Source organism: Rhizobium sp. 01N48, assembly GCF_056399145.1.
Map to the genome: position 1 here is coordinate 1 of NZ_JBFTQT010000007.1, position 14,164 is coordinate 14,164.

Sequence of the window (14,164 nt, forward strand, 5' to 3'; positions counted from 1 at the left end):
AAGACCGAGCCTAGCAAGACCGAGCCTAGCCGCTGCTTCAGTGTATCAAGCTCCTGCTGCCAAGCCACCATTGATCCAGACCAACCCGAAACCGACATCGAATTCCCTCCCGTCAAACACCAGAAGTGAATCACGATTTCGAGGCAAACGCAACTGTAGTACTACTATATCGCGCATCAGACCGTGATCGTCGTTGCGGCCTACTACATTGCGAAGGCAGGCCTCCTCGACATCCGTTCCTTCATACCGCTCGTGGCCATCACGGCGCTCGTCTGCGCGCTTATTGCGGAGACGAAGGGTTTGGCGACCGCGCGCCTCGTGCCCTTCCTTGCCGGCATCGTGGCAATGAGAAAAGGTCTGCGGAAGCCGCTACCCCAGGAACCAGCCTGAGCGATTTTCAGATTGATCTGCCGGTCAGAGCGCTGGCATCTGGTGCGGGCGGCGGGGATCGAACCCGCACAGCCAAAGGCCGAGAGATTTTAAGTCTCTTGCGTCTACCAGTTTCGCCACGCCCGCGCAGGCTTCTCATTCAACGACTGCGGCGATTCAGTCAAGGGCATGCGTGCGCCGGGCAGGCGTCAAGATGCATTCGCCCTGCCGGCGCGAACCCTGTTGAACAGCGATCCGATAGCGACGCCAACCGTGGCGCCCACGGCTTTCACCGCCGCGTCGTGAAGGCGCGCGTGGCGGGTGGGCGACAGATATTGCAGATATTCGATGAATACCGCACCTGCGATGAGCAGCACGGCCACCGTGAGCCAGTGCCTGGGATAAGCCACGGCAAAGGCGAGGCCGACGACCAGATAGGCAAGCGCCCGGTCGATATTGACTGATGTAATCGTATGAGGGCGAAGGCCGATCGGCGAGACCGTTACGAAAATGATGGCGGCGAGGAGGAGCCAGGCGACCGGCTTTGAAAATTTGTCTGCTGTCATAAAACTCACAATATTGATGTCACCGGGCGGTTTAACTGCACGATTGCGTTATCTCCGTGGCGCGGTGCGCGACACGCTGGTGCTTTTTCCAATACGCGCATCACTGGGCGCGACCGAACCGTTGTGGTTGAAAATGGGCTTCTTTCGAGGGTCTGCCTATGGCATAGCGTGGGGCGCAATAACAAGGGATTGAGACCGTGACCAGACAGAATGTCGAAGCTGCCGAGGAGGCTCTGCGCAGCCTATTTCCGGCAACGCCGCTGCAACTCAACGAACATTTGTCCGCCCGCTATGGCGCCGACATCTGGTTGAAGCGCGAAGACCTGTCGCCCGTCCGCTCCTACAAGATCCGTGGTGCCTTTAATTTTTTCCGCAAGCGCATCGAGGAAGGCGCTTCAGGCAAGACCTTCGTCTGCGCGTCGGCCGGCAATCATGCGCAGGGCTTTGCCTTCGTCTGCCGCCATTTCGGCGTTCCGGGCGTTGTCTTCATGCCGGTGACGACACCGCAGCAGAAGATCGACAAGACTCGCATCTTCGGCGGCGAATTCATCACCATCAAGCTGACCGGCGACTTCTTCGACCAGTGCTACAAGGCAGCCCGCGACCACGTCGAGATGATCGACGGCGTCATGGTGCCGCCCTTCGATCATGAGGATATCATCGAGGGCCAGTCGACGGTGGCTTCCGAGATCATGCAGCAGCTGCCCGAGGGCACGGTGCCCGATCTCGTCGTCATGCCTGTCGGCGGCGGCGGTCTGGCGGCCGGCATCAGCGGCTATCTCAAGGACACGGTGCCGAGCACGGGCTTCTTCTTCGTCGAGCCGCAGGGCGCGCCGAGCCTCAAGCGCAGCATCGAGGCCGGTGAGGTCGTGACGCTCTCCAAGGTCGACAACTTCGTCGATGGTGCGGCGGTTGCCCGCATCGGCGACCTCAATTTCGCTGCGCTGAAAGGCTTCCCGAGCAATCAGGTGATGCTGATGCCGGAGAACGCCATCTGCGTCACGATCAACGAGATGCTGAACGTCGAGGGCGTGGTGCTGGAACCGGCAGGCGCCCTGTCGCTGACCGCAATCGCCACGATGGATCCCGAAACGATCCGCGGCAAGACGGTGGTTGCGATCGTTTCCGGCGGCAATTTCGATTTCGAGCGGCTTCCGGATGTGAAGGAAAGGGCCATGCGCTATGCGGGCCTGAAGAAATACTTCATTCTCCGCCTTCCGCAGCGCCCAGGCGCGCTCCGCGACTTCCTCAACCTGCTCGGCCCCGATGACGACATCGCCCGCTTCGAATATTTGAAGAAGACCGCCCGCAACTTCGGTTCCGTCCTGATCGGCATCGAAACCAAGGCGCCGGAAAACTTCGCGGCGCTGTTCGCGAAATTCGAGACATCGGGTATCAGTTTCGAGGACATCACCGAAAACGAGATCCTCGCGAACCTCATCATTTAACTTTCACGGCAACGGCCCTATTTAACCTTGATGGCATCCGCCCTCACGACAAAGGCGTATCATGGCTTCGATTTTTTCCAGCATTTTCTCCATGTTCTCGGGCGGCGAAAAGCAGCCGGGCGCGGCGTCCTCCAGCGCTGCTTCCGATCCGCAACCCTATGCCGACTGCACGATTTACGCCGAGCCGATGAAGGAAGGCGGCCAGTATCGTCTGGCCGGCCGTATCGAGAAGACTGTTGGCGACGAGGTGCTGGTGCGCAATTTCATCCGCGCCGACATGTTTTCGTCGACGGATGACGCGATCGAATGCACCGTGCGCAAGGCGCAGCAGATCATCGATCAGAACGGACCATCCTTGTTCAGCGACGGAGCTAAGGTTCGTCAGGTCTGATCACGGAAGGCTGGCGCGCCCTTGCGTGTTGAGCGGTCGCGCCGCCATTCCCTCATGCTATTTTAAAACATTGCGGCGATCCTGCGCTCAGCAGACATCGCAGGAATATCCAGTGCCTCAGAATGCCCGCCGCACATTCGCTGCCGATACCGCCGACAAAGCGTTCGAGGTGCCGTGGCATGGCAATATTGGCGGGAGGTCGCTGCGTTGATCGCAAACGTCAATCTCATCCTCTTCGTCGTCGAGGCCATCGGCTATTTCGCGCTGATGGTGACGCTGCTACATTTTCGCGCGCGCATAGGCCTCGGCATATTCCTGACGGCGCTCGGCGTCATGCACTTCATGGAGACCTACCTCGCGGCGGTCTTTTATGTCGAATTGCCGTTCGGGATCGTCTCGCCGGGATCATCGGTGTTTTTCACCGGCAAGCTGATGATGATCCTGATGCTCTATCTTCAGGAAGACGCCGCCGTCGTCCGCCAGCCGATCTACGGCCTCTTCATCGGCAATATTCTGACGGTCGCGATCGCCTGGATAGTCCAATGGCATGCGCCGCTTGAGCTTTCGTCCGGCAACGTTCCGAGTGACGAGTTTCTGAAGGAAATGGGCTGGCTGATGCTCTGGGGCACGGCCATCCTCTATCTCGACGCGATCGGCATCATCCTCCTCTACGAGCGGCTCGGCCGCTATCTCCGGCAACGGCCAGTGGTCCGCTTCATGATCTGCGGTTTCGTGCTTTTGACCTTCGACCAGATCGCCTTCTTCGGCGCGCTGCACTATTCGGTCGGCGTCCCGCTCGCCGCCTTTTGGGGTGGGTGGAAGGCGAAGATGTTTGCCGTCTGCATCTACACCGTCCTCTTCGCGATCTACGAGAAATGGATCGGCCGGGCAGTTACTACATCAAGTGCGCGCCCGATCGGCGATATCTTCAGCGACCTGACCTTCCGCGAGCGTTACAACGATCTCCTGAGCCGCACCGGCCGGGACGTCCTGACCGGGCTTTACGACCGCACGCGAATGGAGCTCGAAGCGCCGGTCATGATCCGCGAATCGCTGCGCCAGGGGCAGTCCGCGACGGTAATGATCCTCGACGCCGATCACTTCAAGAACGTCAACGACGTGTTCGGCCACCTGCAGGGCGACGATGTCCTGCGCGCGATCTCAGCGCGCCTGGGCTCGATCCTGCGCGCCGGCGACCGGGTCTTCCGCTTCGGCGGCGAGGAATTCGTGGCGATCTGCCCGGTGACCGATCACGCCGAGGGCCTGCGTCTGGCCGAGAGGCTGCGCTGGACGATCGAGAACAGCGTCGCCACGCCCGATGGCAAGCCGGTAACGATCAGCATCGGCGTCGCGACGGCCAGCGAAGATGGCGACGCCTTCACCGCGATCCTGTCGGCAGCCGACGAGCGGCTTTATTGCGCCAAGAAGAACGGCCGAAACTGCGTCTTCGGCCAGAACGGCGTCCATGGCCTCACGGTCGCCGGCTAACAGTAAGTCTCCACAAACAAAAAGACGGCCGGCAAGCCGACCGTCCTCCTGAACTGACTACCCTTTGAATTAGGCAGCGAGCGCGAGTTCTTCAGCGCGTGCCTTGGCAGCGCCGACAGCCTTCTCGGCTGCTTCAGGACCAAAGGCTAGGCCTTCGACATAGATGGTCTCGACGTCGGTGATGCCCATGAAGCCCAGCACGGTCTTCAGATAAGGCACGGCATGGTTCATGCCGGCAGCCGGGCCCTGCGAGTAGACACCGCCGGAAGCGAGAACGACGTAGACCTTTTTGCCGGTGGCAAGGCCAACCGGGCCATTTTCGGTGTACTTGAAGGTCAGGCCGGCGCGGGCGACGTTGTCGATCCAGCTCTTCAGCGACGAATAGATGTTGAAGTTGATGAGGCCGGTGCCGATGACGATGGTGTCTGCTGCGAGCAGCTCGTTGACCAGTTCGTCGGAGATCTTCGCGGCTTCGTTTTCTTCGGCCGTGCGGGCGTCAGCCGGCTTGCGGATCGCGCCGGTGAAGAGGTCGTTGATATGAGCCAGCGGGTTCGCGGCGAGGTCACGGCGAACGACGACGCTGCCGGCCTTCTGCGACTGGAGCTTGCCAGCGAGGTCTACGGCGATATCGGTCGAAAGCGACTCAGCGCGCGGGCTGGAGGTCAGAAGCAAAATGGACGACATGATTGATAATCCTTTGGTCTTTGCGTTTGCGGCGCGATCGGGGGAAGGTCGAACCGCGTCTTCGAGTGAAGAAATAGGTCTAGCGGCCTATCGAAAAAACTGTGATAATGTCGATCAAGACTATCGATCGATTGGATGGATGTAATGTTGCCCAACCCGACACTGGACCAGCTGCAGGTTTTCCTGACCGTTGCCGAGACCGGCAGCTTTTCGGCCGCCTCGCGCGTGCTCAATCGTGCCCAGTCGGTGGTGAGCTACACCATCGCCAATCTCGAAGCGCAGCTGGAAATGCAGCTGTTCGAACGCTCCGGCGCCCGTCAGCCGAAGCTTACCGAAGCGGGCAAGGCCATGCTCGAGGATGCCCGCCGGCTGATGACCGATCTGCAGGTGATGCGGGCGAGGGTGAAGAGCCTGAAGGAAGGGCTGGAAGCCGAGGTCGATGTGGCGATCAGCGTCATGGTGCCGTCTCAGGCGGTCGTCACCGTGCTGCGTGAATTCCGCGATCGCTTTCCCTCCGTCTCGCTCAATCTCAGCGCCGGCGAGCTCGGCATGGTCATGGAGTCCGTCTTGTCGGGCAAGGCCACGATCGGCATCGGCGGAGCGTTGCTGAAGCAGGACGATTCGATCGCCGTCGAAAAGATCGGCCATTCCTTCATGATTCCGGTCGCCGCGCGTTGCCACCCGCTGGCCAATATCGACAGGCCGCTGACGCTTAGCGATGTTCGCGAGGAGGTACAGCTCGTCGTCACCGACGCCTCGGGGCTGACTAAGGGGCGAGACTTCAACGTGCTGTCCTACAAGACCTGGCGCGTCAGCGACATCGCCACCAAGCATGCGTTGATCCGGGGCGGCCTGGGGTGGGGCGGCCTGCCGGCGTCGATTATCCGCGAGGATCTGGCCAACGGCACGCTCGTCCATCTCGACCTGCCGGCCTACGAGCAGGGGGAGTATCCGATCTATGCGATACGACGCATCGCCAACCCGCCAGGCCCGGCTGCGACATGGCTGATCGAAGCCTTCCATTCGAAACTGTCGTTCTGCCCGAACCACGCCGATTTCACCGCGGCGCTGAACGAGATCAAGGCTCCCGATCTGCCGCTTGCGGCGGAGTAGGCGAGGCTCTAAGCCCCGCCTGTAGCCTGTCTTAGAGAACCAGCCGGAACTTGGCGAAACCATCCGTTCCTTCGCCGGCATCCTCGATCTTCGCGCCCTTGACGTCGGCGATGAACTGCTTCGCCTTCGGCCCGCTCTGGAACGTCGCGGTTGCACCCGTCACCGGCTTGAACGTCCAGTTGCCATCGGCAGCCGGATTGATCGTTCCCTGCTCGTGCACATAGCGTACGATCACGTCGCGGTTCGTGTCGGGCGCCTGGAACACCACCTTGTCGGCCGCGATCTCGGGAAACTTGCCGCCACCGCCGGCGCGGTAGTTGTTGGTCACGACAACGAACTTCTGGCTCGGATCGATCGGCTTGCCGTCAAACGCAAGGTTCTGGATGCGGTTGGATCCGGCGTTGATGGCGTTGCCGTCATTGTCGTATTTGCGCGGCTGCGCCAGATCGATCTGGTAAGTGACGCCGTCGATCACGTCGAAATTGTAGGAAGGGAAGTCGGCGTTCAGAAGCTCGGCGTCCTTCGTGCCTTCCTTGATCTCGTTGAACATCCCCGCAGACATTTCCAGCCAGTTCTTCACCTGCTCGCCGGTGATGACGACGGCCTGCACGGTGTTCGGATAGAGATAGAGGTCGGCGATGTTCTTGATGGCGAGATCGCCGGCCGGAACATCCGTATAGTAATCGGCGCCGCCACGGCCACCCGACTTGAAGGGAGCCGCCGCCGAGAGCACCGGCAAGTCCTTGTATTCGGTATCGGCAAGCATCTGCTTGATGTACCAGGTCTGCGCCTGGCTGACGATCTGCACCGAGGGATCGTCGGCGACCAGAGCGAAGTAGGAGTAGAGCGGCGCCGACGTCTTGCCGACGGGAGTGCGGACATAGGCGAGCGTCGCCTCGTGCTCCGCCTTTGCGGCTTCGACGACTTCCTTCTTGTCGGCGACATCGGCCACGACCTTCTTCTTGTCGTCGCGGTGATAGATCGGCCGCGCCTCGGACGTGAAGTCGACGATCTTCCAGCTCTTGCCGTCCTTTTCGAGCAGCAGATCGATCAGGCCGAGATGCGAACCCCAGAAGCCGGCCATGACGGCGGGCTTGCCATGCAGCGTTCCCTTGACCGGATCGGCGTTCTGAATGCCGTCCCAGGTCTTCGGGCCGGGGAAGACGAGGTGCTGGTGGCCGGTAAAAATCGCGTCGATCCCGTCGACGGCGGCGAGATGAAGCGAGGCATTCTCCATCTTGTCCGTGGGCGCGCTGCCATCGATGCCCGAATGCGAAAGTGCGATCACGATATCCGCGCCCGCTTCCTTCATCGCGGGCACCCAGGCCTTGGCGGCTTCGACGATATCGCGCGTCTGCGCCTTGCCCTCGAGGTTCTTGATATCCCAGAGCATGATCTGCGGCGGAACGAAACCGATGAAGCCGATCTTCACCGGGCTCTCATTGCCGGCCCCGTCCTTGATCATCTTTTCGACGATGATGTAGGGCTTGAAGAACAGCTCGTCGTTTTTCGGATCGGAGGCGAGCTGGCCCTTGGTCAGGTTGGCGCAGACGAGCGGAAAGTTCGCGCCACCAAGCACCTTGAACATGAAATCGAGGCCGTAATTGAACTCGTGATTGCCGAGCGTGCCGACCGTGTAGCCGAGCGTGTTCATCGCCTTGATCACTGGATGGACATCGCCATCCTTCAAGCCACGCTGATAGGCCATGTAATCGCCCATCGGATTGCCCTGCAGAACGTCGCCATTGTCGATCAGCAGCGAGTTTGCCGCCTCGGCGCGGATCGTGTCGATGATCGTCGCGGTGCGCGCCAGTCCCATCGTGTCGTTCGGCTTGTCGGCGTAATAGTCGTAAGGGAAAACGTTGACGTGAATATCCGTCGTTTCCATCAGCCTCAGATGCGCCTGGTTGGCGGCGGCACGCGCGGTGAATGGATGCAGCAGAACGAGCGCTGATGTGGCGGCAATGCCGGAGAGAAGAGAACGACGGCTCATGGATGAAAGATCAAGGTTGGAAGACATGAAAACTCCTTCGAAACATCACGCGACACCCGCCCGGCGGCGAGAGTAGGGTGATTTTCGAAGGAGTAAACCCTGTAAATGACAGGGGAATATCGCTTTTCGCTTTATGCGTGTCGGACGCGACCTACCGCGCCAGAACCGGCTTCACATCCTTGTGGAAGAACCGGAAGTACGAAGCCACCTGCGCGCGGGCGTTGGAGTTCGGGTCGAACTGAATGCCGACGCGGCCATTGTGGCTCCAGCGGATGACGCCGTGCAGAACGCCGAGATCGTCGGCAAGAATCTGCACACGGCTGCCGGAAGCCGCATGTAGAGGCGAGCGCACTTCAAGCGCAATGCCCGAGATGGACATGTTCAGAATGCGCGCATCGACTTCCTTGGTCAGGTAACGAACCTTGCCAAACAGACGGCACGGTTTGCGCTCGGCCTTTCGGGTAATAATGTTGAGATTATGCATGACGCGTCTCCCAAATTGAACTGGAGACAGCATACTTCGCGTAGATTGAAATGAATTTATGCAATTCGCTAAAATTGCACGGTCGATTTTTACTCCCGGGTTGCTTCCCGGCGGCCGACGACATGCTCGCGCCAGATCGTGAAAATGCCGGAGGCGACGACGATCACAGAGCCGATGATCGTGTTGAGGCTTAGTGTCTCTCCGTAGATTGTCACGCCGATGATCGAGGCATAGACGAGCTGCAGATAGGTCAGCGGCTGAACGGCTGCGGCATCGAGCATGTCATAGGCGCGGATCAGGAAATAGTGGCTTGATATGCTGGTCATGCAGACAAGCGCCATCCACACCCAGTCCGTCGGCGCCATCCAGGTCCAGTAGAACGGCCCGACCAGCGTCATCGCGATGGCGCCAACGACACCGGTATAAAAGAAGCTGGTCATCGACGAATCGTCGCGGCTGACCAGCCGGGTGGCGATGACGTAGAAAGCGAAGAGGAAGCAGGAGAGGACGGCCAGCAGCAGTGTGACGTCGAAGAAGCCGCTATCGGGCTTGAGGATCAGAAGCACGCCGACCAACCCCGCGCCGATCGCCGTCCACCGCCGCCAGCCCACCCGCTCGCCGAGCAGCGGCATGGCCAGCAGCGCAATCAGGATCGGCGTCGCCGAGAAGATTGCCTGCGAGTGCGCGAGCCCGATCACCGCGAAGCAACTGATCACGACAACCACCTGAGCGGCGAGAAGCAGTCCGCGGATTACCTGCAGGACGGGCCGCTTGGTGCGAGCCGTGGCGACAATCCCGCCGCGCATCTTCGCGGCCAGAAGGATGGTGAAGAGCCCAAAGGCCCAATAGCGGATCATCGTCACGAAAACGGGCGGGTAGGCGCCGCCCAGATGCTTCGAGATGCCGTCCTGAATGGAAAAGATGGTGATCGCCAGAAGAACGAAAATATAGCCCCGGGTCTTCGATCTCATGGCGTCTTCTTAATGCACCGGCCTCGGCCGTATTCCGGAAACACCCGCGCAGGCAAGTGATTCCGCTCCTCCGTCACAAGCCCACATTGGGCCGGTCCATCACCTCGCGCAAGGCAAAGCTGGAGTTGATCTTGACGACATGGGGCAGGGCCGAGAGCCAGTCGCGATGGATGCGCTCATAGTCCTCCAGATCGCGAGCGGCCACGCGCAGGATATAGTCGTATTCGCCCGACATCAGGTAGCAGACGAGCACATTGGGACAGCGCTTCACCGCGGTCTCGAACTCCGACAGCGTCTTGGCGAACTGGCCTGATAGTGAGATGTGCACGATGGCGATCATCTTGTAGTCGAGCGCCTTGGGCGAGACATGCGCGTGATAGCCGAGAATGACGCCGCTGCGGTCGAGGATATCGAGCCGCCTGGAACAGGCCGACGCGGATAGCCCCACCTTGGCGGCAAGATCGGCATTGGTGATGCGCGCGTTCGATTGCAGCGCTTTCAAAATGGCATGATCGATGGCATCGAGTTCCGACATTCGAAGAACTTTCGACTATTGCGTCAAAAACGCATCTTTCTTCGAAAAATGCTGTATATGCAAATCCTCTTTGCAAGGACATTTCGTGCACGCGGTGATTGGATTCCCCTTGTGAACGCTTCGCTCGACGAGGCTGAAAAAAGCAAATGAGGAGGAGCGCCCCGATGCGCGTCGGTTGTCCGAAGGAAATCAAGAATCACGAATATCGCGTCGGCCTGACGCCTGCAGCCGTTCGCGAGTATATCGCGCATGGCCACGAGGTCTGGATCGAGACAAAGGCGGGTTCCGGCATTGGTGCCGATGACGCGGCCTATGCCGCCGCGGGCGCGAAGATCGCGTCCTCCGCCAAGGACATCTTCGAAAAGTGCGACATGATCGTAAAGGTCAAGGAGCCGCAGCCGTCCGAATGGGCGCAACTGCGCGACGGCCAGATCCTCTACACCTATTTGCACTTGGCGCCGGATCCCGAGCAGACCAAGGGCCTGCTGTCTTCGGGCGTGACCGGCGTGGCCTATGAGACGGTGACCGATGACCGTGGCGGCCTGCCGCTCCTGGCGCCGATGTCCGAGGTTGCCGGTCGTCTGTCGATCCAGGCTGGCGCAACGGCACTGCAGAAGGCCAATGGTGGCCTCGGAATTCTGTTGGGTGGCGTGCCCGGCGTCCTGCCGGCCAAGGTCACCATCATCGGCGGTGGCGTGGTCGGCCTGCATGCGGCCCGCATGGCCGCCGGCCTCGGCGCCGATGTCACCATCCTCGACAAGTCGCTGCCGCGCCTGCGCCAGCTCGACGATCTCTTCTCCGGCCGCATCCATACCCGCTATTCCAGCATCCAGGCGCTGGAAGACGAAGTCTTCTCCGCCGATCTCGTCATCGGCGCGGTGCTGATCCCCGGTGCTGCAGCGCCCAAGCTCGTAACCCGCGAAATGCTCTCGGGCATGAAGAAGGGCTCGGTCATCGTCGACGTCGCCATCGACCAGGGCGGCTGCTTCGAGACATCGCACGCGACGACCCATTCGGACCCGACCTACGAGGTCGACGGCGTCGTGCACTACTGCGTTGCCAACATGCCGGGCGCGGTTCCGGTCACCTCCGCACATGCGCTTAACAACGCCACGCTGGTCCATGGCCTGGCGCTCGCCGATCGCGGCCTGCGCGCCATCGCTGAAGACAGGCATCTCAGAAACGGTCTCAACGTCCACAAGGGACGGGTTACCAACAAAGCCGTTGCCGAGGCGCTGGGCTACGAGCCTTACGCTGCGGAAGCTGTGCTCAACGTAGCGTAAAGTCCATCGCGCTACGTCAACTGAAGCCGGTTGCACTCTCCGCAACCGGCTTTTTTCCGTGATTTAACCGTCGATCCGGCATTGATAGCAATTGTTACGCGCCGAGCGCACATGCACATAGGCGACCTCGGGCTTGCGCAGGAGCTCTGCCGCATAGGCCGGGATATCGGCAACCTCGGTCACCGCGCCGGTGCCGTAGACGATGCGGTTGTTGGTGCCATAGCCGCGCAGGATGAAGGCGGGGCTCGTCATCAGGACAGGCGGCAGCACTTCCTCGGCGGCATAGCGGTCGCAGCGCTTTTGATGCAGGAACACCGGTCCTGTCTCCGCATAAGGCTGCATTTCCGGGAAGGGGCGGTAGGCGAAGACGTAAAGCGTATCGCCTGCGTCTATGTTCTTCAGGCAGTGGCGGCAGGGGTGTCCCGGCCCATCGGAAATCATTGTCTCCGGCAGGTGGCCATAGGCGTCGTTCCCGCCGTTCCAGATCGTCTCGGCGTCGGCAGCGGGCATCGCAGTGAAAGATAGAGCATTCATGGCAAGTCTCCTTTTCGAGCTTGCCTTGAATGCGCTCCAACCCAGGTGGAAGCCACCCGATCCTTGCGCCTCTATGCTCTTGCCAGAAGAAACAGCCGAAACGCGCCGCTAGCTTCTCTTCGCCAGCTCAAGCAACTCCTTGTCGCTGAGCGGCCGCACGATCGCGGTGCCCGTCGAAACCGGAGAAAAGCCGAACATCTGGTAGAGCTGCAACGCCCGGGGATGGTCGAGATTGTTGGTCGTGGTCGTCACGCGCAAAGGGTTCTGCGTCCAGATCGCATAGAGCGCCTGCAGCAGGAACCACTTGCCGATCCCGAGACCCAGCGCGTGCTCCATCAGCCCGAAATGGCTGAGCTCGATCGTATCCTCGTCAATCGTCAGATACTCGTAAAACCCGGCAGGCGCACCGTTCACGTAGAGCACGCAGATCGTGTTGCGCTTGTCATAGAGCGTGGCGGCCAGTTCCTCGTCGCTCATCCTCAGACGATCCACCCACTGCCACCGCGCGCCGACCTGGCGATAGAGATAGCGGTAGAACGGCAGCGGAATTTCCGGCGCGCGCATGATGGCGGTCTGGATATTGACCGGCACCGGCAGGCTCGTCTTCGGCGCCGCCGTCATTTCGAGGCGGGTCACATGGGCCTTCAGCGAGGAGGGAGCTTTTGCCATGGTCAAGCTTTGATCGCTTCTGCGGGGCCGGTAACGATGGGCGTATCCTCACGGCTGCCCCACTCGCTCCAGGAGCCATCGTAAAGTGCGTTGTCGTCGTGCCCCACGCTTTCCAGCGCCAGCATGATCACCGCGGCGGTCACGCCCGAGCCGCAACTCGTCACCACAGGCTTGGAGAGATCGATGCCGGCATCCGATATCATCGTCTTCAGCGTTGCCACATCCTTGAAGCGGCCATTGGCCGAGAGCGAGGTTGCCGGAAGGCTGCGGGCGCCGGGCATGTGACCCGAGCGCATGCCGGCGCGCGGCTCTGCTTCCTCACCGGTAAAGCGGCCAGCGCCGCGAGCGTCGGCGATCTGCGCCGAACCGTCATCGACGATCTCGCGCATGGTCTCGAAGGGGATAACCTTGTCGGCGCGGAACTTGGGCGTGAATACCGCTGGCGCCGGAGCCGCTGTCCCGGTCTCCAGAGCGCGCCCCTCGGCCTTCCAGCCATCGAGGCCGCCATCCAGAACGTAGACGTCCTTGGCGCCCATGGTCCGCAGCATCCACCAGACGCGCGGCGCCGAGAAGAAGCCAATGCCGTCATAGACGACGATCGTGTCCGTCTCTGAAATGCCGAGCTTGCCGACTTCGGCAGCGAAGAACTCCGGCGAGGGGAGCGAATGCGGCAGGCCGGTCGAGTGATCGGCAATCACGTCCTGATCGAAGAACACGGCGCCGGGAAGGTGGCCCGCCACATACTCGTCCTTGGCGACGCGCTTGTGGGCCGGCAGATACCAGGAGGCGTCCACCACCTTGAAACCTGAAGTCCCCAGCTGCTTTTCGACCCAATCGGCCGAAACGACGAAGCGGCTCGTGGTCTCGCTCATACTGCTCTCTCCAATCAATGCTTATGCGTCGTCGCCAGGAGCGCCGAAACGGATACGGAAGCGGCGGTTTTCCTTGCCCTTCTTCTCGATCTTGGCGATGTGAATCTGTCCGACTTCTCGTGTTGTCGCAACATGTGTGCCGCCGCAGGGCTGGCTGTCAATCGCCGAGTTCTCGCCAATGCAGACGAGGCTGACGCGACCGAGCCCCATCGGCGGCCGCACGTTCTTCGATTTGACGATGCCAGGATTGGCCGCTAGTTCCTCGTCGGTAATCCACTGCAGGTAAACCGGATGGTCCTGGTCGACCAGAGCCATCAGCTTGGCCGTCACCTCGTCCTTGTCGATCGTGTCCGTCATGTCGAAATCGACCCGGCTCTCCTCTTCGCCGACAGCCGCCCCGGTGATCGGATAGGAGCAGACGACGGAAAGCAGGTGGCAGGCCGTGTGCATGCGCATCAGCTTGTGGCGGCGCTCCCAATCGACATGCAGCACCACTTTCTCGCCGACCGCAGGGCTTGCCTGTCCCTCTAGCGGAACATGGATGATGATGTCCTTGGCGGCGCCATGCTTGGTCTGCCCCAGCGTGATCTTGCTGCCATCGGCGCGCTCGAGAAAGCCGGTATCGCCCGGCTGGCCGCCCGAGGTCGCGTAGAGGCAGGTCTGATCGAGCTCGATGCCCCCGTCTTCGTGAATGGCGGTGACGATGGCCTCGCAGGTCGAGAGATAGAAGTCGTCACGATAGAGGGCATTAACGGGCATTGGGC

At 60.9% G+C, this 14,164-nt stretch carries 15 protein-coding genes and 1 tRNA gene; 5 read left to right on the forward strand and 11 right to left on the reverse strand.

Annotation, left to right across the window (positions count from 1 at the left end):
* Nucleotides 1-430 precede the first annotated feature (430 nt).
* Both AC1DOG_RS14655 and AC1DOG_RS14660 read right to left on the reverse strand, forming a co-directional pair.
* Nucleotides 431-516 (reverse strand) — tRNA-Leu (locus tag AC1DOG_RS14655).
* Nucleotides 517-578: 62 nt separating this feature from the next.
* Entirely contained in the window at nt 579-935 is a 357-nt protein-coding gene (locus AC1DOG_RS14660) for a VanZ family protein (protein ID WP_477928983.1), read from the reverse strand.
* Between the two features lie 197 nt (nt 936-1,132).
* Between AC1DOG_RS14660 and ilvA the strand changes: the two genes are divergently transcribed.
* From ilvA to AC1DOG_RS14675, 3 genes are all read left to right on the forward strand, one after another.
* The gene (gene ilvA, locus AC1DOG_RS14665; RefSeq protein WP_477928985.1) at nt 1,133-2,383 is read left to right on the forward strand and encodes a threonine ammonia-lyase; all 1,251 of its coding nucleotides are present in this window, start codon (nt 1,133-1,135) and stop codon (nt 2,381-2,383) included.
* Between the two features lie 61 nt (nt 2,384-2,444).
* Nucleotides 2,445-2,774, forward strand: a complete 330-nt coding sequence (locus AC1DOG_RS14670) for an HlyU family transcriptional regulator (protein WP_112979568.1) — start codon at nt 2,445-2,447, stop codon at nt 2,772-2,774.
* A 267-nt stretch (nt 2,775-3,041) separates the two neighbouring features.
* Nucleotides 3,042-4,262 carry a GGDEF domain-containing protein gene (locus AC1DOG_RS14675; protein ID WP_477929355.1) on the forward strand — a complete coding sequence of 407 codons (1,221 nt, stop codon included), beginning with the start codon at nt 3,042-3,044 and terminating at the stop codon, nt 4,260-4,262.
* Nucleotides 4,263-4,331: 69 nt separating this feature from the next.
* Here AC1DOG_RS14675 and AC1DOG_RS14680 read toward each other — a convergent pair whose 3' ends face one another.
* On the reverse strand, nt 4,332-4,946 hold the full coding sequence (locus AC1DOG_RS14680) for an FMN-dependent NADH-azoreductase (protein WP_018900127.1): 615 nt from the start codon (nt 4,944-4,946) through the stop codon (nt 4,332-4,334).
* A gap of 144 nt (nt 4,947-5,090) precedes the next feature.
* On the opposite strand from AC1DOG_RS14680, the gene AC1DOG_RS14685 reads away from it, so the two are divergent.
* Nucleotides 5,091-6,059: a LysR family transcriptional regulator gene (locus AC1DOG_RS14685; RefSeq protein WP_113012244.1), complete on the forward strand. Its 969-nt coding sequence runs from the start codon at nt 5,091-5,093 to the stop codon at nt 6,057-6,059.
* Nucleotides 6,060-6,090: 31 nt separating this feature from the next.
* On the opposite strand, the gene AC1DOG_RS14690 is transcribed toward AC1DOG_RS14685, so the two are convergent.
* The 4 genes from AC1DOG_RS14690 to AC1DOG_RS14705 all read right to left on the reverse strand — a co-directional run bounded on the left by AC1DOG_RS14690 (nt 6,091) and on the right by AC1DOG_RS14705 (nt 10,042).
* On the reverse strand, nt 6,091-8,079 hold the full coding sequence (locus AC1DOG_RS14690; RefSeq protein ID WP_477928988.1) for a bifunctional 2',3'-cyclic-nucleotide 2'-phosphodiesterase/3'-nucleotidase: 1,989 nt from the start codon (nt 8,077-8,079) through the stop codon (nt 6,091-6,093).
* A gap of 124 nt (nt 8,080-8,203) precedes the next feature.
* Nucleotides 8,204-8,536 carry a PilZ domain-containing protein gene (locus tag AC1DOG_RS14695; protein ID WP_477928989.1) on the reverse strand — a complete coding sequence of 111 codons (333 nt, stop codon included), beginning with the start codon at nt 8,534-8,536 and terminating at the stop codon, nt 8,204-8,206.
* 89 nt (nt 8,537-8,625) lie between these two features.
* On the reverse strand, nt 8,626-9,507 hold the full coding sequence (locus tag AC1DOG_RS14700) for a DMT family transporter (RefSeq protein ID WP_477928991.1): 882 nt from the start codon (nt 9,505-9,507) through the stop codon (nt 8,626-8,628).
* Nucleotides 9,508-9,580: 73 nt separating this feature from the next.
* On the reverse strand, nt 9,581-10,042 hold the full coding sequence (locus AC1DOG_RS14705) for an Lrp/AsnC family transcriptional regulator (RefSeq protein WP_112425295.1): 462 nt from the start codon (nt 10,040-10,042) through the stop codon (nt 9,581-9,583).
* 164 nt (nt 10,043-10,206) lie between these two features.
* Between AC1DOG_RS14705 and ald the strand changes: the two genes are divergently transcribed.
* Nucleotides 10,207-11,325, forward strand: a complete 1,119-nt coding sequence (gene ald / locus AC1DOG_RS14710; protein WP_111561353.1) for an alanine dehydrogenase — start codon at nt 10,207-10,209, stop codon at nt 11,323-11,325.
* Nucleotides 11,326-11,388: 63 nt separating this feature from the next.
* On the opposite strand, the gene AC1DOG_RS14715 is transcribed toward ald, so the two are convergent.
* The 4 genes from AC1DOG_RS14715 to AC1DOG_RS14730 form a co-directional block, all read right to left on the reverse strand.
* Complete coding sequence (locus AC1DOG_RS14715; RefSeq protein WP_477928994.1) at nt 11,389-11,859, reverse strand: DUF1203 domain-containing protein; 471 nt, start codon at nt 11,857-11,859, stop codon at nt 11,389-11,391.
* A 108-nt stretch (nt 11,860-11,967) separates the two neighbouring features.
* Nucleotides 11,968-12,528 (reverse strand): GNAT family N-acetyltransferase, encoded by a 561-nt coding sequence (locus tag AC1DOG_RS14720; protein WP_477928996.1) that lies wholly within the window; start codon nt 12,526-12,528, stop codon nt 11,968-11,970.
* A gap of 2 nt (nt 12,529-12,530) precedes the next feature.
* Nucleotides 12,531-13,400 carry a 3-mercaptopyruvate sulfurtransferase gene (sseA, locus tag AC1DOG_RS14725; protein WP_477928998.1) on the reverse strand — a complete coding sequence of 290 codons (870 nt, stop codon included), beginning with the start codon at nt 13,398-13,400 and terminating at the stop codon, nt 12,531-12,533.
* Between the two features lie 21 nt (nt 13,401-13,421).
* Complete coding sequence (locus tag AC1DOG_RS14730; RefSeq protein ID WP_477929000.1) at nt 13,422-14,159, reverse strand: alanyl-tRNA editing protein; 738 nt, start codon at nt 14,157-14,159, stop codon at nt 13,422-13,424.
* Nucleotides 14,160-14,164: the final 5 nt, after the last annotated feature.